A 24091-nucleotide genomic window follows, 5' to 3' on the forward strand; every position below is an offset into this window, starting at 1 on the left:
GGTCGCCGCTGGTTCGGTCCCGATCGGAGCCCATCAGAGGGCGCGCCTCGCCCCGGCCCTGGAGGTGCGCAGCCGACAGTTAACGATCCGGGTGAGTGGAAAGGCGTAGAGGCGGATCAGGGCGCCGGCGATGCGCACCTGCAGGGGCAGCGAGGCGTCGTTGCGGCATCGCCTGAGCTCGTCCTGGTAGACCTCCTCGATCTGGAAGCCCGGGAGCTGGCCGGGCGGACTGGGCGATGGTGAGGTCGGAGATCAGGCGTCGAGCCCGCGCCCAGCGGATGGAGTGGTGGCGCACTCCGGGCTTGTTGATCGCCCAGGTGTCGAGGTGGTGTTGTTCGGGGGTGGTGAGCGTGAGGTGCTGGGCGTCCAGCCAAGCCAGGAACTGCGTGGCGGCCCGGATGTTGCGGGCGTCTGTCTTGTAGGCGCTGAAGGAGTAGCGGCCTCGTGCGGAGCGCCGTCGTGCGTGGCGGATCACATGCCATTCGGCGAACGGGCGGATGAGGGTGGCATGGTGCGGGGGGGCTTTGTGAGGGTGCGTGCGAGCCCGTTCGTCAGGAGGGCGAGGTTCTCGTCGCGCTGCGGTAGGACGCCGGCGTTGACGAGCAGACCGCGGACGTGCGCGGTGGCAGCTCGCTCGGGCAGCGCGTCGAGGGCCTCGTGGGTGAGGTCGCCGGGCTGACGAGCGAGGCGGCCCCAGAGCTGCGCGGCCGGGCTGCGCCTGAGCCATGCGAGAACGCGGTAGGGGTTGTCCGCGCTGGTCAAAACGTGCGCGACGGGGACGAGTAGCTCGGGGACGACCTTGTCCTCTGCGGTGAGCAGGCCGGTCACGCGGGCCGTCTGGCTCTGGCTGCTGCGGGGGCAGTTTCCATCAGCCGGCAGGTCGCCGGGTTGGCTGTAGGCGGAGTACATCTCGGCTGGCTCGCCGGCTGTGCAGCAGGTCGTGCACATCCCGGCGCCGTGGGGTGCCTGCCCGACGAGGATCCGCGAGTGGCCGCAGGATGCGCAGGTGCTCGGCGTGCTGCGGGCACGGCGGTAGCAGAGAGAGCAGACCGGGCCGAGCGGCCAGAAGGTGCCCGAGTGTCAGCGACGTCATGACCGCGATACCTAGTCCGCCTGGGCGGCGCTGAGGTGGGCTTCGACGGCGACGACACCGTCGAGGCCCTGGCACAGGCCCACGATCACCGGGACGAGACGCGGTTGCGGGACGTGACCTTGCAGGGTGATGGCACCGTCGCGGACCTCGACCGCGATGGTGCCCTGTTCCAGGCCGAGGATGCGCCCCAGGACGTCCTGCTCGACCTCGTCGCGGATCTCGGCGTCGGAGCGGATGAAGGTGTCGAGCAGGTCGCTGCGGCTGACGATGCCGGTCAGGAGCCCGTCGTCGCCGACCACCGGCAGCTGCTTGACGTGCCGTCTGCGGAGTTCCCGGGCAGCCTGGGGGATCGTCCAGTCGGCGCGGGCGGCGAAGACGGGGCTGCTCATGAGCGCGCCCGCGGTCCGGGCCCGGGCCTTGCTCCAGGCGTGTTCGTCGTTGCCGTCCTCCCCTTGTGGATCGGGCATGCCGGTCTCGTGCCGCAGCACGTCGGACGAGGTGACGACGCCGACGGGGGCGCCGTCGTCGTCGACGACCGGGGCCGCGGCGATGTCGTTCGCGTCCAGCAGGGCGGCGATCTCGTGAGACGGTGTGTCGGGGCGGAGGGTGACGACCTCCTCGGTCATCACATCACCGACCGTGCGGCGGTGCAGCATGGCATTGGCCTCCTGCGCTTCGCGACGGGGCGGCGTGCCGGCCTCCGCGGTGGTCCTGCCGGCTCATCCACGCCGTCTCCCCTACCCATGACAGCACCGCCCCGCTCCGGCGACCAGTGACGTTCGGCCTGGCGGGGGAGGGCCGACGGTCCCACGACCAGGAGTGCGGCAGTGGCCACCACCAGGGCGCGCACTTCATGGTGCGCTGCATCAGTGTCCGGTGCCACCCGTACTGGCCCCGTTGCCTGACGGCTCCTACTCACCCGCATCGCCGTCCTCGCTCTGGGGGTCGTCGAGGCCGAAACCCGCACCCGCACCGCCGACTGCCAAATCTTCGGCACGCTTACCGATTGCTCGCCTCGTCCACCCGCCGGTTCCTCTGCCGACTGCGGCCCAGGCTGGACGCCGTTGCGGCATCGCTCACCGAGCTGTCCGCCCGGGACCTCATGCGGCGGCCCCCCTGCGCACGATCCAGCCCGCAAGCCCTCTCGCTGCTGGGCCAGGTCTGCCAGGCCCTGGGGGCAGACGCCGATCAAGCCATCGTGACGGTCGCGGCGTTGGTCGACCATCTGCCGGTGACAGTAGCTCCGGCTGCCCGCGCGGACCCTCCAGCCACCCCGGTACCGGCCAAGACGCGCGGACTTCGGCCCACTCGACGTCGGCCTTGACGCGGACACCGACACGGAAGACTGAAACAACAGGGTCTGTCTGTTGCTCGGTTGGACTTCGACACCCACGAGCTGGGCAGAAGGCCCTGTTTTCATGACCAGACACCCGGAGATCACCCGACTGAGCCACCGCACTCGATTCCGCGCTCGCCCTGATCGATAGCGACGGCTTCCGAGAAACTTCAGTATTAGTCTGATGCCCCTGAACAGCTTTTCGAAGCACGGCACATGGAAAAGGTGACCGGTGATGTCGCTGAGCCCCGGCGATTTGGAGTCCATAGGCGGCTATGCGCTGGTCGACCGGCTCGGTAGTGGCGGTATGGGCGTCGTCTATCTGGGCCACTCGGCCTCGGGACGGCGGGTCGCGGTCAAGGTCGTGCACGCGCAGTACGCGCAGGACGAGGAGTTCCGGACGCGCTTCAGGCAGGAGGTCGCGGCGGTTCGCCGGGTGAGCGGGGCCTTCACGGCCCCGGTGGTGGACGCCGATCCGGACGCCGAACGGCCGTGGATGGCAACGCTGTATGTGCCGGGCCGCACGCTGTCGGACATCGTGGCCAAGGACGGCCCGCTGCGCGGACGGGAGTTGCGCGTACTCGCGCTGGGCCTTGTCGAGGCGCTGCGGGACATCCACCGGGCTGGTGTGGTGCACCGTGATCTGAAGCCGAGCAACGTCTTGATGGCCGAGGATGGACCCCGCGTCATCGACTTTGGCATCTCGCACGCCGTCGACAACGAGGTCCTCACCGTGACCGGGCGGTTGATCGGCACCCCGCCCTTCATGTCTCCGGAGCAGTTCATCGCGCCGCGGGATGTCACCGCGGCATCGGACGTCTTCTCGCTGGGGTCGCTGCTGGTGTACGCGGCCACCGGCAACCGTCCGTTCGACGGAAGCAGCCCGTACTTGACGGGGTATCAGGTGATGTACGAGGCGCCGGTCCTGGACGGAGTAGCCGAACCGCTGCGGAGCATCGCCGAACGCTGCCTGGACAAGGACCCGGCCAGCCGGCCAGAACTCACCGAACTGCACAGTATGTTCCAGACGTTGCCGGATTCCGCCGCGCCGGCCGCGCCGGGAGTGGCCGACTCAGCGGAGACCAGCCGCCAGGCTTCCCATACACGCCCCCTCGCACCAGGCGTGGCCACCGCCGCGGGGAAGGAGGGAACGGACAGGACTCGAACCGGTCACGGACGTCGAGGGCGGCGGCTCACCCTCGTCAGCCTCGCTGCAGCCCTGGCCATCACCGGGCTGAGCATCGCGGCGGTGAAAACCGGGTCGCGCCAGAACAGCACTTCCCAGTCGCCCACCGCGCACGCGTCCGCGTCCGCCGCCACGGTGACGCTACCGCCGAAGCACGTGCGGTGGGACTACGAGATCGGCGGCGCGTATACCCCGCCGACCGGTGTGCAGGTGGTCAGCCGCAGCCACGAGGACGCGCCCGCGCCGGGTGTGTACAACATCTGCAATATCAACGCCTTCCAGGCACAAGAGGGCGCGGAGGGTGACTGGGACTCCGACCTGCTGCTCCGCGACGCAGGCGGGGATGTCGTCTACGACAAGGACTGGGACGAGGCGGTCCTGGACATCCGCACGGACGCCAAGCGGCAGCGCATCGCCGCCAAGGTGAACACCTGGATCGACGAGTGCGCGGCCAAGGGGTACAAGGCCGTCGAGCCCGACAACTACGACACCTTCACTCGCTTCCCGAAATACCTCACGGCCAACCAGGCCAAGGCGCTCATGAAGCTGCTGGCGGTGCACGCCCACGAGAAGGGCCTGGCCATCGCACAGAAGAACACCCTGGAGCTCGTGCCCGACCGTGCGTCCGTGGGCCTGGACTTCGCCGTGGTGGAGGAGTGCGGCCAGTGGAATGAGTGCGGCGAGTTCGCCGAGGCGTTCGACAACAACGTGCTCGTGGTGGAGTACACGGCGAAGGGCCTGTCGGCAGCGTGCTCCGGCTGGAGCAGCACACTGAGTATTGTCCTTCGCGACCAGTCAGTCGTGCCCAAGGGCACGAGCGGCTACGTCCGCCAGACCTGCTGACGCCACACCTGATGACGCCACCTGCCCAACGGCAGAACAGGTTCGTGGGACCAGCCCGCCCCGCAGTCCGCCGGCATGGGACAGGGGGGGGTAGGCATGCCCTAACCGGACAGCGCCGTGTGGGCGCTCTGCCTGATTATTCGAAGGCTGCCGCGGCTGCGCGCAGCGCCCGGGCCACGTCCTCCGGCGAGTCCGGTCCCGGGGTGCCCGGGCGGTAGGTGACCGAGCGGAGGGCGCCGGTGTAACGGAAGACGCCGTGCTGTTCGTACACCGGCCAGGAGACAAGCGACTTGCGGTCCACGCCGACGCTGATGCCCTGGAATGGTGCCATGCCGATCAGCTGATGGACCGGCTCCGGCGCGGCACGCTCGACCCCCTCGACCGTGATACCGAAGCGCCAGCGCAGACCCGGCTCGGCGGTGGCGGCGAGAAGGATCGTGCGCGTGCCGGGCCCCAGCGCGCCTGCGTCCGTTTCCCGCAGAGCTCCGTATTCGTTGTACGCGAAGCGCAGCCGCCCGTCCTCGACGTACAGGCTCACCAGTTGGATTAGCCAACCGTAGTGATGCGGTGGCAGGGTGTGACGCGCACGCCCGGCGCCCAGGCGACGTCGGGCACCCTCCCCGGCCAGGTCTTACCGGCCTGCCCGCCAGCGTCCGGAGGGACGTGTCACGCGGGCCGACGGCTTTGCCCATCGGCACCAGGGCACGAAGACGATTGGCGGCATGGGGCGGTTTTACACGCTCTGGTCCTGTGTAACCCATGGGATCGCTAAGCCATTCAGAGACGCTGTAGCCGCCGCCCTGGTCGCCGTGCGACACCAGGACGCCGCTGTCGCCCGGCTCATACGAGTACAGCTCCACCGTGACGGTGAAGGAGCGGAAGGCGATCAGCCGTGAGGAGCGGTAGCGCTCCAGCTCCGGTGTGCCCGGCAGCAGGGTGACCGGGCGGGCCAGCTTCTCCTCGGCGGGGCCGCGAAGGGTGAGGGCGCCGGAGGCGTCGGGGAGGGGGAAGACCCCGTTCTGCCAGGCCGCCGCCTCCCAGGCCGCGGCCAACTCCTTCACGAGGTCCGGACGTTCATTCGCGAGGTCGTGGATCTCTGTCGGATCGGTGCGGATGTCGTACAGGGCCCACTCGGAGTCGTCGTAGGGGGCGCCCGGACGGTGCAGCGTGACGAGCTTGTGGCCGCCGCGGTAGTAGCTGCGGTTGCCGGTCATCTCGCAGTACTGCTCGGTGTGGGTGCTCTCGGCCGCGGGGTCCGTGAGGACAGGGGCGAAGCTGACGCCGTCCTGTTCCTGGACGGGCCTCCCCGCGCGCTCGGTCGGGCGCTCGATCCCCGCCAGCTCAAGCAGGGTCGGCGCGATGTCCGTGACGTACTGGTACTGGTGGCGGATGCCGTCGTCATGGGGGGAGCGGCGCAGCCGCCGAGGCCAGGAGATCAGGAACGGCGCCCGTACTCCGCCCGCGTACGTGTGGCGCTTGTACAGCTGGAACGGCGTGTTGGACGCCATCGCCCAGCGTCTCGGATTAGCTAAGCGATCCCATGTGAGACGTAGTGTCTGGCGTGGGTTGTGCCCATCGTGGAGGGGTGGCGTGGGCGTGCAGGTGGAAGCCCGCGCCCAACGACGTTCCTCTCGGCCGGTGTCGGCTGGTGGGTGTGCTGATCGTTGTCACGCCCTGGTGCCGGTGGGCTGTGCGGGGCAGCCGCATCCGGTCCGTTGGTGCGTGTCCCTCCGGACGCTTGCCCGCCGGACCGAGGGGTCTGGTGGGGGAGGGTGCCCTGCGTCGCCTGGGCGTGGGGCGTGTTGTCCTGCGCCGGGTGGGTCCGGTCTTGGACCGGTCCTTCCGGCTGGCCTTCGTCGTCGGGGTGACCACGGCTTGGGCTTCGACCTTGTCAACCACCGAGCGGATGGCCAGGATGCCGTTGGCGCGGTCGGTGACCGTCTTGGCTTGGTGGGTCAGGCCGCGTGTGGCGATGCGTTGCCACGCTCCGGTGTCGCGGTCGCCTTGCCAGCCGCAGTCCGGGTGGGGGCAGAGGGCCCATTTCCAGCCCGGCGTCGTGGGTCGGTCGGGGGCCTTGCGGTGGCGCAAGTGGGGTGAGGCAGCGGGGGCAGTGCCGGGAGGTGCCTCGGGCGGGGACGGTGACTACGGCGATGCCGGCCTCGGCGGCCAGGTGCCGCATCCGCTGCACGATCTGCCCGCGTATCTGCTGGGACAGGCGGGTGTTGAGGGTGCGGCCCATGTTGCGGGCCTCCATCGAGCGGAGGTCTTCGACATAGATCACCGTCGCGCCGGCGGTGATGGCCTCATCGACCGTCCAGCGGGCCGCAGCCCGGGCGAGGGCGTCGTTGAGGTTCGAGCGGCGGTTGGAGAGGTGCCGGATCTCCTCGGTCAGGACGGCGTGTTTGCCGGTCAGGGAATGCCCGTCGGTGTCGCCGATGAGCCGCTGGTAGTAGTCGGTCTTGGCGTGCAGGTGCTCAAACTCGCGGCGTAGCCGGTGCTGTTTCGCCAGGACGCCTGCGGCACGGAACATCCCGCCCGCGCCAACAGCGGTGATCTTCCCGTCGTCGTGGAGCCGGACCGCGCCCGCGCTGAGCAGCGTATTCAGGCCCCAGTCCACGCCCAGCGCGATCGTGTGCCCGGTGCGCCGGGCCTTCGGTACGGCGTGGGTGTAGGCCAGATCGGCGCGCACCCTGTCCTCGTGAACACGCAGCGTGGGCAGGTGCAGCAGCGCGCAGGGCGGGATCGTCGGCGGCAGCGTGATGGGGCAGGCCACCCACGTCCAGTCCTGGTAGGAGCGCGGATCGGGACGGGTGGGCAGCTGCAGTCGCAGCAGTGTCCGGCCCGGATCGTCGGCGCGGGCGAGGGTGGCCTGCTGCCCGTCACAGGCCGAGAGCGGCAGCACCTGTGCCATGCGGGGCGTGGCCTCCAGCTCGAACACGTCGGCCGGCAACCGGCCGTGACTGCGTACGAAGGCGGCGATCTGCCGGGTGCGGGAGGAGATGACGCTGGACGGCAGGTGTTGGCCGCCGGGGACGGCCCCGCGGACGGCTTCCCACTCCTGCGGGGTGCGCCTGCCCGGGTCGGCAGGCCACGTCTTGAGGATTCCGGCGGTCAGATCGGCCCGCCACTTCACCGACCGCAGCGTACGCCCCGCCTGTTCCTGGGCCATGCGCACCATGCGGTCGTTGACGCGGACGCCCTGAGGTGGCGTAACGCTCCAGCCCAGGCGGCGCAGCGCCATCCACGCGTTCGACGGCAGCGCCCGCCCGTCGGCGTCCTCACCGGAGGCGAGCGCGTCCACATCGGCGGCATTCCAGTGCGCGGCCAGCACCTCGGCGGCCATACCGGACACCAGACCGGCAGCCCAGCCCACCCGCTGTGCCAGCACCGGGGCCGACAGCACCTCGCCCGTCCTCTCCACCACGCCCGCCCGCAGCAGGCCACGGGCGCAGGCGGTACGGGACGTCTCTCCCTCGCCGAGCGGCAGCCTCCGACTCACCGGCCCCCCTATCCCCGCCCGTGATGCTGTCACCAGATCAACGACACCCCCGCGCAAAGGTCACGCATTCGACACACGCACTCACGTACGGGACGCCGACACCGGCCCCGGACCCACGGCATGACGCCCACCGACGACACATCACAACGGATCCCAAAGGAAATACATGAGCCTCGCGGGTAGTGCACCAGGCTGCGCGGACCGCCGATCAGAGGCCGAATCCGTTGGGCTCGTACGAGGTGACGGGGACGGTGCCGGTGCGGTTGCCGGGCCGATCGGAGTGGTGCGGGAATTCGCCGAGCCAGGTGTTGCAGCGCTCCCGGCCGCCGGGGGTGAGGTCGTCGCCCCACGGATACCGGGCGCCGACCAGGCCGCCGCGGGCCGCGTACTCCCTTCCCCAAGCTCTCGGCTTCGCTCGAGCAGGGGAGACCCCATTGGCCTCGGTGGGCAGCCGGGTGCCGGCCCAGGTGCAGTAGGCGAGGGAGTCGTTGTGGGAGATGTGCACCACGGGGTGGTCGGCCCGGTCCCCGATGTCCGAGCCGGGGCCTTCCGGTGCGCGCCAGGTCGCTCCGGCGACTCCCAGCCACCAGGGAGCCTGGGCGACCCGGCCCAGCACATGCTTCTCAGCCCCGGGGTGCAGCAGAAGGTGGAAAACGAAGGAGCTGCCAAAGAGCTCGGCGTCGGTGACATGCCCGGTGGCGTCGACGAAGGCGGCGAACTCGGCGTTGGTCACCGCAGTGGGGGAGATGGCGAACGGGGCGAGTGTCACCTGCCGCACCGGGCCCTCACGGTCGGCGGGGTAGCCCTCGTCGAAGGCGTCGCCCATGAGGAAGGTGCCGCCTGGGAGTTCGACCATCGGCGTCGCTGGACGCCCGGCTGGCGGGCGGTCGCTGGGTACGGCCGGTGCATTGCGGGGCGCGGGACGTCGTGGGGCGCAACAGGGATGGGACGCCGCAGGGACGAGTCCAAGTTCGACGGGGCGGGTCATGCGGCCGACGCTCCCAGGGCTTGCGTCGGGACAGGGTCGGGTGCGGCGGCCAGGAGCGCCCGGGTGTAGGGGTGCTGCGGGGACTCGCACAGCTCGTCCGCGGGTCCCGTCTCGACGATCCGCCCCTGGTGCATGACCGCGATGCGGTGGCTGACCTGCCGTACGACCGCCAGGTCGTGGGCGATGAAGAGCAGGGCGAGGCCGAGGTCGCGCTGCAGATCGGACAGAAGGTTGACGATCTGCGCCTGAACCGAGACATCGAGCGCCGAGACGGGCTCGTCGCAGATCAGGACCGAGGGCTCGGGGGCCAGCGCGCGGGCGATGCCGATGCGCTGGCGCTGACCGCCGGAGAAGGACCGGGGGAGGCGGTGAGCCGCCTCCGGGTCGAGGCCGACGAGCTTCAGGAGTTCGGCGACCCGCTGCTCCCGGGCGGCCCGGTCCCGGTGGAGGCCGTGGACGAGGAGGGGCTCGCCGATGATGTCGCCGGCCGTCATGCGCGGGTTGAGGGATGCGTACGGGTCCTGGAAGACCATCTGCACCTGGCGGCGAACGGCCCGCAGCGCGGTACGGGAGGGACGCGTGACATCCTCGCCGCGCAGGCTGAGCGTGCCGCCGTCGGCGGGGTGCGCGTGGGCGAGGACTCGGGCCAGGGTGGACTTGCCGGAGCCGGACTCGCCGACGATCCCGAGGGTTTCGCCGGCGTGCAGACGCAGCGCGACGTCGTCGACAGCGACCAGCGGATCGCGGCGGCCCGCCCTGCCGCGCCCCTTGAACTCCTTGCGCAGGCCGGACGCCTCCAGCAGCGGCGCCGCGGGGGCGAGAGAGAGATCAACAGGCCCTCCCTCGATCTTCGGCTCGGCTTCACCGAGAGCCGGCACGGATGCACGAGTCGGCACGGTTGGACGGGGCGACACGGCACGTACGGGCGGCAGGGATTCCGTGGCGTCCAGCTGGTCCGGGTGCCAGCACGCCGCACGGCTGCCGTCTTTGGCTGTCCCCAGCGCGGGCGTCTTGCTCACGCACTGTTCGTCGGCGAGCGCGCAGCGGGCCGCGAACGCGCACCCGACGAGCGGCCGCGACAGGTCGGGCGGGGAGCCGGGGATGCCGGTGAGGCGGGTGCCGGAGGGTGAGGAGAGGCGGGGTACGGCGGCGAGGAGCCCGGCGGTGTACGGGTGTCGGGGGCGGGTGAGGACCTCGGCTGTCGGGCCGTCCTCGACGACCGTCCCGCCGTACATCACCAGCACGCGGGCGCAGGTGCGGGCGACGACGCCCATGTTGTGGGTGATGAGGACCAGCGCCGTGCCGGTCTCCTCGTTGAGCTTCGTCAGCAGCTGCAGGATCTGTTCCTGCACCGTCGCGTCGAGCGCGGTGGTCGGCTCGTCGGCCAGCAGGACGTCCGGCCCGCCCGCCAGGGCCATCGCGATGAGGATGCGCTGGCGCTGGCCGCCGGAGAACTGGTGCGGGTGGTCGTCCAGGCGGCGCCGTGGGTCGGGGATGCCGACCAGGTCCAGCAGCTCTTCGGCGCGGGCCCGGCGGGCGGCGCGGTCGCCCTGGCCGTGGGCGCGCAGCACCTCGTCCAGCTGGCTGCGGATCGACAGGACGGGGTTGAGGGAGGTCATCGGGTCCTGGAAGATCATCCCGATTCGGGCGCCGCGTACCGCGCGCAGCTCGTCCTCGTTGGCGGCGGTCAGGTCGGTGTCTGCCAGGCGGATGGAGCCGGCGGTGATCCGGCCGGTGCCCGGCAGCATGCGCATCAGCGCCAGTGCGGTGGTGGACTTCCCGGAGCCGGACTCGCCGACCACGGCGAGGGTTTCGCCGCGCCGCAGAGTGAAGTTCACGTCGCGTACGGCATGGACGGCGGCGCCATCGGGCGTGGCGAAGTCGACGCTGAGGCCGTGTACCTCCAGCAGAGGGGGTGTCATCGGCGAATCTCCCGGTTCAGGGCCTCGGACAGCAGCGAGAGGCCGAGGACGAGCAAGGTGACGGTGAGCAGGGGGCCGGCGGCGAAGTGCGGGGCCTGGGCGAGGTAGGGCAGCGCCTGACTGAGCATGCTGCCGAGTGTTGGCTCGGGCGGGCGGACGCCGACGCCGAGGAAGCTCATCGCCCCCTCGATGAAGACCGCCACGGTGAGGGAGACGGCGATCTGCACCACCAGCGGGTCGGCGCAGTTGGGCAGGATGTGGCGGATCAGCAGCCGGGCCCGGCCGGTGCCGCCGACCCGCGCGGCCACCGCGTATTCCCGTTCGCGTTGGATGAGGATCCCGGCGCGCAACTGCCGTCCGAAGACCGGGATCTCGGCGAGCGCGATCACGACGATCACCGGCAGCCTGCCCGGCCCCAGCACGGCCGTGATGGCGAGCGCCAGGATCAGTCCAGGGAAGGCCAGCACGAGGTCGAAGAGCCGCTGCACCGCCGTGTCCAGGACCGGGTGCACCGCGGCGAGCAACGCGAACGCGTAGCCCAGCAGAGCGCCCAGCGGAACGGCAAGCGCGATCACCTCCACATCCGTACGGATGCCGTACAGCACCCGGCTCAGCAGATCGCGGCCCAGATCGTCGGTGCCCAGGAGATGCCCCGGACTGGCGGGGGCCAGGAGTGCCCCGCCGCTCTGGGCGGTCGGGCTGTGGGCGCTGAGCAGTGGTGCGAGCAGCCCGGCGAGGACGACCAGGCCGACCAGAGCCAGTCCGACGCGGCCGCGTGCGGTGCCGAGGGCGGCGAGGTAGGGGTGGCGCGGCCGGCGGGAGGCTCCGGCGGGCCGCTTCCGCCCCTGGGCGAGCAAGAGCGTGGTCATGGCGGCGATCACTCCCACCTGATGCGCGGGTCGAGCAGGACGTAGAGGAGGTCGGTCAGCAGTTGGACCAGTACGAAGACCGCGACCAGGAGCAGCAGCAGGTCCTGGACGACCGGGTAGTCGCGGCGGGTCAGGCCCTGTTCGGCGAGCTGGCCGAGCCCCGGCCAGGCGAAGATGGCCTCGACCAGGACAGCGCCTCCGAGGAGCTGGCCGGTCTGCATGCCGAGCAGCGTGACGACGGGTGGCAGGGCGTTCGGCATGGCGTGCCGCCACAGCAGCCTGCGCCGGGAGACCCCGGCCGCGGTGGCGGTGCGGATGTAGTCCTCCCCGAGGGCGCGCTCCAGGCTGTCCTTGAGATAGCGGCCCATCACGGCGGCGCTGGGGAGGGCGAGGCAGAGCGAGGGCAGCAGCAGATACTGCACCTCCAGATCGGGCGCCTGCAGAAGTCCCACCCGCCCGCCGGACGGCAGCACACCGAGCGCCACCGCGAAGAGCAGCACGAGCAGCACCCCCGTGACGAACGGCGGCACCGCAAGCGCCCCGGTGGTGAGCGCCCGTACCGCCGCCCGCACCGGGCGCCGCCGCGAGGTGGCACCGAGCACGCCGAGCAGCAGACCGATGACCACGGTGAAGAAGAGGGCGCCCAGGGTGAGTTCGGCGGTGGCGCCGAGCCCGTCGCCGATCAGATCGGCGACCTGCCCGCCGATGGAGTACGACGGGCCGAGGTCGCCGTGGAGCAGATCGCCGATCCACGTGGCGTACTGCGTGAACCACGGCTGGTCGAGGCCGAGTTGGTGGCGGATGGCGTCGACGGACGCCTGGGAGGCGTCGGGCCCGGCGAGCGATTCGGCGGCGTCGCCGGGGACCAGTCGCAAGATGGCGAAGATCAGGAAGGAGGCGAGGAGCAGGACCAGGAGCGCGGAGGGGATCCGCTTGAGGAGGTATCCGCGCATGGTCACACCAGGTAGGCGTCGTCGAGGTTGAGGTATGAGAACTTGTTGAGCGTCGGGCCCTGCAGCTTCTTGGCGGCCACCTGCACCGAGCCCAGGACGGCGAGATCGATGATGAACGCCTCGTCGAGGAGCAGGTCGGAGATCTTCTGGTAGAGAGCGCGTGCCTTCGCCCCGTCTGCGTCCTTCTGCCGCCATGCGTCCTGGACCAACTCCGTGTACTCGTCGGAGCGGAAGTGCGAGGTGTTCTTGGCCTCGTTGAACGGGTAGGCACTCACGGCCAGCGTGGAGGGCTGCACCTGCGCGAAGGCGTGGCCGTTGACCCAGAGCGTCGGCATGGTGCCGGAGATCAGCTTCTTCTGGAACGCGGCGGGGTCGAAGGGCTGCAGCTCGGTTTTGATGCCGATCTGCTCCAGGTCGTACTGCACGATCTCGGCGGCCGCGGTGTACAGCGCAACGTTGGGGTGGCCCAGCGTCAGGGTCTGCTTCGTCGACACACCGGAGGACTTCAGCAGCTCGCGGGCCTTGCCCGGGTTGTACGTGTAGTGGCTGCGATTGGCCTCGCTGTAGGCGGGCGAGGACTTGGGCCAGGGCGCTGCCGAGGCGAGGCCGTATCCGCCCAGGGCCTGCTCGACGATCCGGTCCCGGTCCACAGCGTAGGCGATGGCGTGCCGGAAGGCCTTGGAGTCGGCCGGGGAGTCGTCGACGGTCGCGCCCACGTACACGGCGCCGCTGCCGGTGGCGTACTGCTTGATCGTGAAGTCACCACTGCCCTTGAGCGTGGCGAGATACTTGCCCGACGCGCTGTACGAGAGCTGCGCCTGACCCGAGCGGAGCGCGGACAGCAGCGCGTCCGGCTGGGTGTAGACGCGCAGTTCGACGGCGTCCAGATACGGCCGCTCCGGTATCCAGTACGTGTCGTTGCGGGTGAGGCTGAGCCCCGTCCCCGGCTGCCACTTCTTGAGCCGGAACGGGCCGGTGCCGTTGAGCTTCTTGCCCTTCACGGCGTCGTCGACGGTGTGCCGGTCGGTGATGATCATGAACTCGAAGAGATCGAAGAGATTGCTCACCGGATGCGCCAGCTTCACCACCAGCTCATGGTCGCCGCGCTTCTCGAAGCCGCTCACCGCTCTGGCCGTGGCTGCCAACTGGGCCGAGCGCTCGGGCTTTTGCAGGTTCTGAACGGCGAAGATGACGTCGTCGGCGGTGAACGTGCGGCCGTCGTGGTACGTCACGTCTTCGCGGAGCTTGAGTGTGATGCTCCGGCCGTCGGCGGCGTACTCCCAGGAACTGGCCAGCTCCGGTTGCGGCTTGAGCTTGTCGTCGTAGCGGATGAGGGTGTTGTAGATCAGCCGCTGCTGCAGCGACTGCCCGCTCTGTGTGAACAGCAGGGCGGGCGTGAAATCAACGTTGACGCCGATGGTCAGCGTTCCGCCGCGCTTCGGTCCGCCCACCTTCTCGCCCGTGTCGACGGCCGAACGACAGCCGGCGAGCCCGCCGCCCGTTCCGAGCAGCAGAGCGCCGGCGCCTGCGGCACGCAGTGCGCTGCGCCGGGACAGCTGATCCAGAGGCAGGGGAGAGGGTGTACGCATGGTGGAAGCCCTATTCATTTCGCTTCGGCAGGAAGTAATTACCCGTACGCGGCTCGCCGGGCAATGGCGCGATCAGTGGCGCGTGTACGGGAAAGAAGGCTCGACGGAAGGCCCGTGGGAAAGAGCCCGGGCGGTTGGACGCGCCCGGTACGTCAGCAGTGAATCAGCGGCGGACGGCACAGACCGCGCTGGCCTGTCGACACAGGTCGACGTGCCGGCGGGAGACGAGGTGCGGGTCCGGGTTCACGTGAGCAGGATGTCAGCGGTCGTCGCCGAGGGTCAACATCCCGAGGATTAAAGGGACTTGTCAGGGTGACAGGATCGTTGCGGCAGTGTTGCTGAAAGCTTGCAGCGGGCTTCTGAACAGGGGATTCAGCATCACGGTGGCGGCCGCCACGAGAATTGTGGCGGGTCCGGCATGTGGGATCACGATCCGCTCCGGGTTGTCGCAGACGTGTGAGTGAGTGGTCGCGGCCGTCCGGATTTCCTCCAGATACTCCGGGTTGAGCAGGCTCGAGTGCTCGGTGACCATCACCAGGTCGGGGTTGAGTACGTCGAGCAGAAGTCCCGTCGCCCGGCCCACCGCGCGCGCCCGCTCCCGCAGCAGCGTGTCGGCGCGGCGGTCCCCGGCCGCCGCGGCGTCCACCAGCAGCGCGGCACTGGGTTCCGGGACGATGCCGGCCGCCACGGCGCGCCCGGTGAGCACCGTGTCGGAGACGGTCGCCTCCAGGCAGCCGGTCCGCCCGCACGGGCACTTAACCGCGCTCTCCGGCACCGGCAGATGGGCCACGTCGCCCGCGCCGGACCCCGGCCCGCGGTGCACCACCCCGGCGATGGCCAGCGCCGCATCTACCACGTTGCCGATGAACAGATGGACCAGTGAGCGTCGCGCGGCCGGCCGGCCGAAGAGCAGCTCGGACTGTGCGACGGCGCGTGCGTGGTTGTCGACGCGTACCGGCAGGCCGGTGTGCCGCTGCAGCTCTGCCCCCAGCGGGCGCTGGTGCCAGCCGAGGGCGTCGTGCCGCACGACTGTTGCGGTTTCCGGGTCCACCCACCCGCCGATGGCCGCGCCGACCCCGAGGATCCTGGTGCCGGACGGTGCATGCTCGGCGAGGAACGCAGCCAGCGCCCGTCCTACTTCTTCTGACAGCGCGGAGGCGGCAATCCCGTCGTGCCGAAAGGTCCGCCGGGCCAGGACCGTGCCGCGCAGATCCGTGAGACCGAAAGTCGAATACGGCACTCCGATGTGCACTCCCGCCGTCAGCGGCCCGCCGTCCGTACCGGAGTGCAGATCGACCGGTATCTGGGGTCTGCCCACGCCGCTTGACGCCACGAGTTCGGGCATCTCCCTGATCAGCCCCAGGCGCGCCAGGTCGGTGCACTGCCGGGAGACGGCCGCCGGGCTCAGCCCGGACAACTTGGCTATGCCGCTGCGGGCCACCGGACCGTGGTCGAGCACGGCGCGCAGAACGGCGGCGGCGTTGGCCTCGCGGCGGCCGTCACCGGAGGTGCGGGTACCCGGTGCGGTGGCATGCGCCGCCAGCCGCATATCGGAGGGGGTGTGCATGACGGTCCTTTCGCAGACATCAGGTGGCGTGAGCGGGAGTGAAGGAACTCAAGATGCCCGGTCTGTGGGGTGTTTGGCGAACTGTCGCCGCCGTGAACACGGCCACTGTGGCGGTCGTGTTGCAGAACCATGAAGCGAGTCGGAGACACCTTGACTGCCTCCCCGAGGCGCGACCATGATCGTGGCCATGACCGCGACGACTTCTCTCGTGACGCGGCTCCACGTCGACCTGGGGCGCCTCGCCTCGGCGGCGTGTCCCCGCCGCTGACGGCGCTCCTTCCGTTCCGACTGTGTTCGCCTCGTGCGCTGTGTGCCACGTGCTCTCTCACCTTGTACATGAGAACGAGGCTCTCACCTGTCCTGATTTCCTTCCGCTCCGAAAGCAACTAACAGAAACTCTGGTGAAGGGACCTTCCCATGACGACCACCACACCCGCCGCTCCCATCGCGGAAACCACTGCTCTCAGCGTCGAGAAGATCGGCGGCCGCATCGGCGCCGTGATCTCCGGAGTCCGCCTGGGCGGCGACCTGGACGAGGCCACCGTGGCCGCCATACGCGCCGCCATCCTCGAACACAAGGTTGTCTTCTTCCGCGACCAGCAGCACCTCGACGCAGACAGCCACGAGGCGTTCGGCCGCCTCCTCGGCTCCCCGGTCGCCCATCCCACCGTGCCCTCCGTCGACGGCCGCTACGCCCTCGGCATCGACAACGACCACGGCGGCCGCGCCAACCAGTGGCACACCGACGTCACCTTCGTCCCCGCCTACCCGGCCTTCTCCATCCTGCGAGCCGAGGTCATCCCGCCGTACGGCGGCAACACCCTGTGGTCCAACACCGTCACCGCCTACGCCGAACTCCCCGAGCCGCTGCGGGTGCTGGCCGACAGCCTGCGCGGCGTGCACACCAACGACTACGACTACGCGGCCGTACGCCCGAACGCCACCGCCGAGGCGCTGCAGAAGTACCGCAAGGTGTTCACCTCGACCAAGTTCCAGACCGAGCACCCCGTGGTACGCGTCCATCCGGAGACCGGTGAGCGCACCCTGCTCCTCGGCAACTTCCTGCAGAAGCTCACCGGCTTCAACGGCCGCGACTCCCGCGCCCTGATCGACATCCTGCAGTCGCACGTCGAGCGCCCGGAGAACACCGTCCGCTGGCAGTGGCGCGCCGGCGACGTCGCCATCTGGGACAACCGCGCCACCCAGCACTACGGTGTGGACGACTCCGACGACCACGAGCGCACCCTGCGCCGCGTCACCATCGACGGCGACGTCCCCGTCGGCGTGGACGGCCGCCGCTCGGTGCTGCTCTCCCCGGAGTCGGTGCCGGAGCCCGTCTACGGGATCGCGTCCGGCGCCTCCACCGACGGCGCCCTCGCGGAGGCCTGACCCGATGACCGTCCGTACCCCGCCCTCCCGGCCCGAGCAACCCTCAGTGATCATCGTGCTCACCGATCAGCAGCGGTGGGACACCACGGGGGTGCACGGCAATCCGGCCGACGTGACGCCGGAGTTCGACCGGATCGCCCGTGAGGGCACACACGTGGAACAGGCGATCACGCCCAACCCCGTGTGCGCGCCGGCGCGCGCGTCCCTGCAGACGGGGCGGTACCCGACGGCGACGGGGGTGTTCCGCAACGGCCTTCCGCTGCCGTCGGACGTTCCCACGCTGGCGGGGGCGTTCGCAGAGGCGGGGTACGTGACGGGCTACATCGGCAAGTGGCACTTGGCGGGCGCGGACCAGCCGGATGGCCCGGTGCCACCCGAGCACCGCGCCGGCTACCAACAGTGGCTGGCCTCCGACCGGCTGGAGTTCACCTCGGACGCGTACCGGACGATTGTCTACGACGGCGCCGGGGAACCGGTGCGGTTGCCCGGTTACCGTTCCGACGCCCTGATCGACGCGGCGATCCGGTTCATAGCCGACCACCACGACCGGCCGTTCCTGCTGTTCCTCTCCCTGCTGGAACCACACCACCAGAACGCCACCGACGACTACCCCGCACCCGAGGGGTATCGAGAGCGCTATGAGGGCCGTTGGCTGCCCCCGGATCTGGCGGCCCTGAGTCCGAACGCCCCGCAGGGCGGCGCGCACCGTCACCTGGGCGGCTATCTCGGGCAGATCAAACGCGTCGACGAGGGTGTCGGCCGGCTGCGCGACGCCCTGCGCAGCCTCGGCATCGCGAACGACACGGTCCTCGCCTGGACAGCCGACCACGGCTCGCACTTCCGTACCCGCAACAGCGAGTACAAACGCTCCGCCCACGAGGCATCCGTACGCGTTCCCTTCGCACTGACGGGGCCCGGGTTCACGGGCGGAGGCCGGATCCGCCATCCCATCAGCACCATCGACCTGCTCCCCACCCTGCTGGAAGCCGCCGGCATCCCGGTGCCGGACGGCGTGCAGGGCCGCTCCTTCCTGCCCCTGACCGGCGGCGGCACCGACCCCGGCCGCCCCGCCGAGGTCTATGTCCAGATCAGCGAGGACCACGTCGGCCGAGCCGTACGGACGGACCGCTGGAAGTACGCGGTCGCCGCACCCGAGGCGGACGCCTGGAACGAGCCCGCGGCGACCCGCTATGTGGAGACGGAGCTGTACGACCTGCACTCCGACCCCTACGAGCTGGACAATCTCGCAGGCCTGACCTCCCACCAAACCGTCGCCGACGAGCTCCGCGCGGCACTGCGGGCGTGGCTCCGGCGCGTGGGCGAAGACGACGCGACCATCGACCCCGCACCCCCGCGCACAGCCACCCAACGGAGACCGGAGCCCGAGGTGTCCGGGCTCCCATGGGCGGAGGCCCGCTTCGGCCACCAACCTCCCGCGAACCACGTCTCATCCCCTCAGCTCGGGAATCCACTCGGCGAAGTCCATTGAAACGCCGACCTCGCAAGGTCCGTGGCGTACGTCATTCGTCGATTGACTGCACATCGACGTACGGTGCGGCGGCCGCACCGGGCCCAAGTGCCGGGCGCCGGCAGACCACTCATCGGTGACAGTAAAGGCGGAACGCCGCGGCACCGGCTCCACCCGGCCCGATTCCCTGGCGGCGGCCAGCCAGTGCCACACCGTCCGCACCGACACACCTGCGGCCCCGGCCACGATGCGTACATGCACCGTCTCCAAACCGCTGTCCTCATCCAGCGCGAGGAGACGACGCATCACCGCCTGCCGGGCCAATGCCTGATCCCGCGACCGCGACACGAGCGGGGCAGCACCGGCTGCGTCCGCGAGCACCGGCGGCGGACGCTGAACCGAATGCAAGCAGGGCTCCGTCGTTGACGACGCTGTACGGCGCAGTACGTCAAGGGAACATGGGCCTTGCCCCCCGGATCCTGGACACTTGAGACGTGGATCTTGAGGATCTGGGAACGGACATCTTGTGGTCATGAAGCACTACCCGCCGGAGTTCAAGGCGGACGCGGTTGCGCTGTACCAGTCGCGCCCGGGAGCGACTATCAGGTCAGTCGCTGCTGATCTGGGGGTCAACCCGGAGACGCTGCGGAACTGGGTCCGGGCGGCCGGAGCGAGTCGGCCACGGGGACGCCGGGCGGAGGTGCCGACGGAGCCGCCCACGCCGCTGGAGGCGGAGAACGCGGCCCTGCGGAAGAAGATCCGCGAGCTGGAGGAAGAACGCGAGATCCTGCGGAAGGCGGCCAAGTATTTCGCCGGGGAGACGCGCTGGTGAACCGCTTCCAGTTCGTCGCCGACCACCAGCGCCGCTATGGCGTGCAGCGGCTGTGCAGCATCCTCGGGATCGCTCGCTCCAGCTTCTACTACTGGCGCCGGACGGCCGCGGACCGAGCCGCCCGGCAAGCGGCCGATGCCCGGCTGGTCGCCCGGATACGTGCCGTGCACCGGGAATCGGACGGCACCTACGGCGTCCCCAGGATCACCGCCGAGCTCCGAGAGCAGGGCGAGCGCGTCAATCACAAGCGGATCGCCCGTGTGATGCGGAGCGTCAATCTGACAGGAGTGCGGCTGCGTCGCAGGCACCGCACCACGACTGCGGACCCGTCTGCGGCGAAGGCCCCGGATCTGATCGGCCGCGACTTCACCGCGAGTGAGCCGAACACGAAGTACGTCGGCGACATCACCTATCTCCCTTTGGAGGGTGGGAAGTTCCTCTACCTGGCCACCGTCATCGACCTCGCCTCGCGCCGCCTGACCGGGTGGGCGATCGCGGATCACATGCGCTCTGAGCTCGTCACCGATGCGCTGGCCGCCGCCGAGCGATGCCGCGGCAGCCTCGCCGGGGCGGTCATGCACACGGACATGGCGCCCAGTACACGAGCCGGGCGTTCGCCGACGCATGCCGCAGGGCCGGCGTCCGCCAGTCCATGAGCGCGGTCGGCTCCAGCGCGGACAACGCGCTCGCCGAGTCCTTCAACGCGACGTTCAAACGGGAGACGCTCCAGGGCCGCGAGAGCTGGTCCAGCGAGCGTGAGGCCCGCCTCGACGCATTCCGGTGGCTGCACCGCTACAACACCCGACGTCGTCACCAGCAGAGCCTGCATCTGCTTGCCGAGAGCGTCCTCGACCAGCGGCGGCTGGTGCGCCCACTCGGCCCGGAAGATTTCGCGGAGCCGCTCGGCTTCGGCTTCGATACCTCGCTTGCGGCCGGCGCGTTTGAGTGCGGCCTGGATCTGTGTGCGGGTCAGCCGGGCAGCCCTTGCGGGCGTGGGGGCCGTCCTGAGGAGTTCGCGGGCCTCGTGCCGGCACAGGCCGCGTTGTTCCACTTGGCGAAGGCGTCCAGGGCGGCCGGGTAGTACTCACGGAGCAAGGACCGGAGCTGGTTGGCGGCCTGTTGTTTGTTCCACGTCGCGTCCTGCTGGGCGCGCGCGAGGACGCCGATGGCCTGGGCTAGGTCGCTGTCCTGGGGCAGGGGGCGGTGGGCGTGCATGTCCGTACGGAGGATGTTCGCCAGCACCAGCGCGTCGCCAGGATCCGACTTCTTGCGGGAGACGCTGTGACGATCGCGGTAGCGGGCGGCGGCCATTGGGTTGATCGCGAAGACCTGCCTCTTTCCGGTCCGCAGCACCGCCACGAGCAGGCCCCGGGAAGTCTCGATCGCCACTGGGATTGGGTTGTCCTCGGTGTCGCCGTATTCGGCGAGCAGGTCCAGCAGGATCCGGTAGCCGGCTGCGTCGTCGGTGACATGCCGCTTGGCCAGCAGCTGGCCGGAGTCGTCGACGAGGGCGACGTCGTGAGTTCGTTCGGCCCAGTCGATTCCACAGTAGATCAAGTTTCTCTCCCCTGAGGAGTGAACGTTTGCGCTGGTCACAAGCACATGCGGGCCACGCAGCGACCTAATTCCAGGACTCGGCACCAGGGCCGGTCCGCCACCTCAGTAGCCGTTCGTGGCACCAGCGCACCCCACGGGCCTCGGTCTAAGCCGGAGCTCGGACGGTTCGGGCGTATCAAGAGGTCACCGTGCGGCGGGCTCGCACCACTACACCAACGAGTAATCATGTGACGGGTGTTGACGTGGTGGCGGCCGCGAAGGCACCGAGCGTCACCGCTCTGCGGAGGCATCAACGCCGTGTTCGCCGAAGGCATCCGCCCGGCGCCCACGCGACCGCCACCACGAGATAGCCGGACTGTCCGCCGCTCTGATGCGAGGCGTCTGTCGCCAGGCAACGTTTAGACGTCACGGTCCAGCATTCGAACAGCACCGCAAGGCTCACAGCTCCTCGCCGCACCGTTAGCAAGGAATTAGGTTCGCCGGGTTGCCGGTTGGGACGGGTGGCCCGGTGCGCTCTCGCCGCGGCAAGGGCACGATCATCAGCCTGGCGGCGGCTGAAGCCGATCCGCTCCTATGACCGCGGTGTGCTGTCCGAGCGCCACGTGGTGAGACGAGGGTGCCCCGGCAGTTCGGCGCGGCCGGTGGCCCACAACAGGGTGAGCCAGGGATCCGCGCCGCCCGGAGCCTCTGGAAACAGACGGGCGAGCACCCGCGAGCAGAGAGCGGAGGGCGGGGTCCAGGCAAGCCCGAAGCCTTCCGCCAGATCGTGCATGTGTACCAGCGTCTCTTGCAACCCCAGCGCCGCGAAGCCTTCGGGGTCCGACACCCCGGCGGCGTGGTGGGCGCGGACCCGGGGCGGCGTGGTACGCACCATGGCGACCAGCAGCGCGCCGCACGCCTCCAGCACCTGCACCAGGCCGGCCGGACCCGCATCACGGTCCGCGAAGAGGAAGACCGCGGGTCCGTCCGGCCTCTTCTGCCTCAACGCGAAAGGCACATGGGTGTCCAGCGGCGGGCTCTGCGGCCCCAGCTGCACGGCGTAGTAGAACAGGTCGTTGGCGAGGTGCTCGGCGGTCTCCCAGCAGTCCCACTCCAGCGAACCGGCCTTACCGCCCCACCCCTCCGGGGGTGCGTCCCGAAGGATGCCCACGGCGAGCCGCACGGCAAGGTCGACGTCGTCCGCGGTGACGGGAGACAAGACTGATCCGGTTTCGCTTGATCGAGACATGGCAGCACCGTATCGCGGGGGAAGAGGGCAACCCCTTCCAGCTAGTGCGCTGTCCGTGAGGGTGCGGCCGACAATCCTCATCGACAAACGCTGCTGCTGAACGTGAACGAAGCCATCCTTCGTGACTCGACATCTCGAAGATCAGCCGGTGGCCGTTCATCTATGCGGGCATCAGCCAGAAGCCGGAGCAAACCCCCGGATCAGGTCGAACCCGTACACCATCTCCATGGACGCAACCTCCTCGCTGTCAGGCTTGGCGGGCGTAGGACGCGAGGCGATCGGCGAGCTCGATGACGAGGTCGCGCAGTTCAGCGGGGCGCTCGATGACGAACGGCCGGTCGAGTGAGGCGAGTACCGGAGGCAACCAGTCGAGCCGCTCCGCCCGCAGCTCGACGCGCAGCCAGCGCTCGGTTGCCCGGTCCTCGCCTGCCACGGGCGCGTACTCCTCCAGGCTCGCGACGCTGGCGGGAAGGTGGGCGCGGATCTGCTCGACCGTCCCGTGGATCCGCAAGGTCACCTCATGCTGGTACTCAGCCGTGGCGAAGCCTGACAACACGCGCTGTGCCGGACCGGGACCCGCCGGCGCTTCGAATGAACCGGGCAGGGTCCGCGCGTCTGCGATGCGATCGAGCCGGAAGGTTCGGTCCTCGCCGATCCGGGCGTCCTTGCCCGTGACGTACCACCGGCCCGAATGGGCGACGATCCCGTACGCGTGCAGCGTGCGTTCGCTGCGCCGTCCGTCGCGGTCGGTGTAGCGGATCGAGACCGGTCGGCGGTGGCGCACCGCATCGGCGATGGTGAGCAAGGCCCCGGCGTCCGGGGTGTCGAACTCTCCGGGCTGTTCCGTGAAGGCGAGGGATTCCAGGAGTGTGTCGAGCCGGCGGGCGATGTGCTTGGGCAGCACCCGCCGGATCTTCGCCGATGCCGTCTCGTTTGCCGTGTGCTGCGTCGTTGTCAGCCCTGCTCGGCGGCCGGCGACCAGGCCGAGCAGCACGGCCAGCGCCTCGTCGTCGCTGAGCATGAGCGGAGGCAAGCGGTACCCGGGGGCGAGCCGGTACCCGCCGTAGCGGCCGCGCACCGATTCCACGGGCACGTCGAGGTCGATCAGCTGGTCCACATACCGCCGCACGGTGCGCCCTTCGACGCCGAGCCGGTCGGCTAGTTCGGCCACCGTCCGGGTGCCGCCCGACTGCAGCAGCTCCAGGAGTGTCAGCACGCGGGCAGTGGGTCGAGGCATGCGCACAACCTAACGCGAATGCAGGACCGATTCTGTCCACTATTTCTCCTAGCCTGCGACGTGCACGCCTCCAGCACAGCCAAGGAGATCCCCATGGACTTCGTCTCGATCCGCATCATCACCAGCGACGTAGCGCGCCTCGTCGAGTTCTACGAGCGAGCCACAGGAGTGCGGGCGACGTGGGCCACCGAGGACTTCGCCGAACTCAAGACCCCGGGCGCCACCCTCGCGATCGCCGGCACCCGCACCGTCCCGCTGTTCGCCCCAGGCTCTGCCCGCCCGGCGGACAACCACAGCGTGATCACTGAGTTCCTCGTCGACGACGTGGACCGCGTTCACCAGAACCTGACCGGCTTCGTCACCGACTTCGTCAACGAGCCCACCACGATGCCCTGGGGCAACCGGTCGCTGCTGTTCCGCGACCCCGACGGCAACCTCGTCAACTTTTTCACCCCCGTCACCCCGGCGGCTATCGAAAAGTTCGCACGCTGACGCCACGCACAGCCGCTCACGCGGGGGCCCTGAGATCCCAGGG

General features: G+C 69.8%; 17 protein-coding genes and 5 pseudogenes. 6 read left to right on the forward strand and 16 right to left on the reverse strand.

The genetic code is table 11. From position 1 onward, the window contains the following. Positions 1-471: 471 nt before the first annotated feature. Positions 472-828, reverse strand: coding sequence for a hypothetical protein (locus tag ABT009_RS41650; protein ID WP_351306906.1), 357 nt, complete (start codon positions 826-828; stop codon positions 472-474). Positions 829-1104: 276 nt separating this feature from the next. Next, positions 1105-1749, reverse strand: coding sequence for a CBS domain-containing protein (locus ABT009_RS41655; protein WP_351306908.1), 645 nt, complete (start codon positions 1747-1749; stop codon positions 1105-1107). Between the two features lie 915 nt (positions 1750-2664). Here ABT009_RS41655 and ABT009_RS41660 point away from each other — a divergent pair. Beyond that, on the forward strand, positions 2665-4458 hold the full coding sequence (locus ABT009_RS41660; RefSeq protein WP_351306909.1) for an endo alpha-1,4 polygalactosaminidase: 1794 nt from the start codon (positions 2665-2667) through the stop codon (positions 4456-4458). A 136-nt stretch (positions 4459-4594) separates the two neighbouring features. On the opposite strand, the pseudogene ABT009_RS41665 reads toward ABT009_RS41660, so the two are convergent. From ABT009_RS41665 to ABT009_RS41710, 10 genes and pseudogenes are all read right to left on the reverse strand, one after another. Next, positions 4595-4993 (reverse strand): annotated as a pseudogene (locus ABT009_RS41665) (arylsulfatase); the annotation flags it as partial. 247 nt (positions 4994-5240) lie between these two features. Further along, positions 5241-5981: pseudogene (locus ABT009_RS41670) on the reverse strand (sulfatase/phosphatase domain-containing protein); the annotation flags it as partial. Positions 5982-6349: 368 nt separating this feature from the next. After that, positions 6350-7957, reverse strand: coding sequence for a transposase (locus ABT009_RS41675; protein WP_351306911.1), 1608 nt, complete (start codon positions 7955-7957; stop codon positions 6350-6352). A gap of 211 nt (positions 7958-8168) precedes the next feature. Next, a pseudogene (locus ABT009_RS41680) lies at positions 8169-8945 on the reverse strand (SUMF1/EgtB/PvdO family nonheme iron enzyme); the annotation flags it as partial. After that, entirely contained in the window at positions 8942-10867 is a 1926-nt protein-coding gene (locus tag ABT009_RS41685; protein WP_351306913.1) for an ABC transporter ATP-binding protein, read from the reverse strand. The pseudogene ABT009_RS41680 and the gene ABT009_RS41685, both read right to left, overlap by 4 nt. Beyond that, entirely contained in the window at positions 10864-11736 is an 873-nt protein-coding gene (locus ABT009_RS41690) for an ABC transporter permease (RefSeq protein ID WP_351306915.1), read from the reverse strand. Before ABT009_RS41690 ends, ABT009_RS41685 begins: the two co-directional genes overlap by 4 nt. A gap of 8 nt (positions 11737-11744) precedes the next feature. After that, positions 11745-12689, reverse strand: coding sequence for an ABC transporter permease (locus ABT009_RS41695; RefSeq protein WP_351306917.1), 945 nt, complete (start codon positions 12687-12689; stop codon positions 11745-11747). A 2-nt stretch (positions 12690-12691) separates the two neighbouring features. Then, positions 12692-14278: an ABC transporter substrate-binding protein gene (locus ABT009_RS41700; RefSeq protein ID WP_351306918.1), complete on the reverse strand. Its 1587-nt coding sequence runs from the start codon at positions 14276-14278 to the stop codon at positions 12692-12694. Between the two features lie 163 nt (positions 14279-14441). Continuing rightward, entirely contained in the window at positions 14442-14525 is an 84-nt protein-coding gene (locus ABT009_RS41705; protein WP_351306944.1) for a putative leader peptide, read from the reverse strand. Between the two features lie 60 nt (positions 14526-14585). After that, positions 14586-15845, reverse strand: a complete 1260-nt coding sequence (locus ABT009_RS41710; RefSeq protein WP_351306919.1) for an ROK family transcriptional regulator — start codon at positions 15843-15845, stop codon at positions 14586-14588. 175 nt (positions 15846-16020) lie between these two features. On the opposite strand from ABT009_RS41710, the gene ABT009_RS41715 reads away from it, so the two are divergent. The 3 genes from ABT009_RS41715 to ABT009_RS41725 all read left to right on the forward strand — a co-directional run bounded on the left by ABT009_RS41715 (position 16021) and on the right by ABT009_RS41725 (position 18723). Next, positions 16021-16113 carry a putative leader peptide gene (locus tag ABT009_RS41715; protein ID WP_502990068.1) on the forward strand — a complete coding sequence of 31 codons (93 nt, stop codon included), beginning with the start codon at positions 16021-16023 and terminating at the stop codon, positions 16111-16113. A gap of 149 nt (positions 16114-16262) precedes the next feature. Then, positions 16263-17234 (forward strand): TauD/TfdA dioxygenase family protein, encoded by a 972-nt coding sequence (locus ABT009_RS41720; RefSeq protein ID WP_351306921.1) that lies wholly within the window; start codon positions 16263-16265, stop codon positions 17232-17234. 4 nt (positions 17235-17238) lie between these two features. Further along, positions 17239-18723 (forward strand): sulfatase family protein, encoded by a 1485-nt coding sequence (locus ABT009_RS41725; RefSeq protein WP_351306923.1) that lies wholly within the window; start codon positions 17239-17241, stop codon positions 18721-18723. Here the strand turns inward: ABT009_RS41725 and ABT009_RS41730 are convergent. Then, complete coding sequence (locus ABT009_RS41730; RefSeq protein ID WP_351306925.1) at positions 18682-19110, reverse strand: hypothetical protein; 429 nt, start codon at positions 19108-19110, stop codon at positions 18682-18684. The two genes, ABT009_RS41725 and ABT009_RS41730, sit on opposite strands and share 42 nt — an antisense overlap. A 118-nt stretch (positions 19111-19228) precedes the next feature. Here ABT009_RS41730 and ABT009_RS41735 point away from each other — a divergent pair. Further along, a pseudogene (locus ABT009_RS41735) lies at positions 19229-20348 on the forward strand (IS3 family transposase); the annotation flags it as partial. Here the strand turns inward: ABT009_RS41735 and ABT009_RS41740 are convergent. From ABT009_RS41740 to ABT009_RS41750, 3 genes and pseudogenes are all read right to left on the reverse strand, one after another. Further along, a pseudogene (locus ABT009_RS41740) lies at positions 20349-21091 on the reverse strand (IS110 family transposase); the annotation flags it as partial. Between the two features lie 571 nt (positions 21092-21662). Next, a complete protein-coding gene (locus tag ABT009_RS41745) occupies positions 21663-22319 on the reverse strand; it encodes a hypothetical protein (protein ID WP_351306927.1) in 657 nt (218 codons plus the stop codon). 247 nt (positions 22320-22566) lie between these two features. Then, positions 22567-23556, reverse strand: a complete 990-nt coding sequence (locus ABT009_RS41750) for a helix-turn-helix transcriptional regulator (protein WP_351306929.1) — start codon at positions 23554-23556, stop codon at positions 22567-22569. Positions 23557-23649: 93 nt separating this feature from the next. Here ABT009_RS41750 and ABT009_RS41755 point away from each other — a divergent pair, with 93 nt between their 5' ends. Continuing rightward, complete coding sequence (locus ABT009_RS41755) at positions 23650-24048, forward strand: VOC family protein (RefSeq protein ID WP_164408749.1); 399 nt, start codon at positions 23650-23652, stop codon at positions 24046-24048. The last annotated feature ends 43 nt before the right edge of the window (positions 24049-24091 follow it).

Source organism: Streptomyces sp. NPDC002896 (assembly GCF_040295225.1).
Classification (GTDB): Bacteria; Actinomycetota; Actinomycetes; order Streptomycetales; family Streptomycetaceae; genus Streptomyces.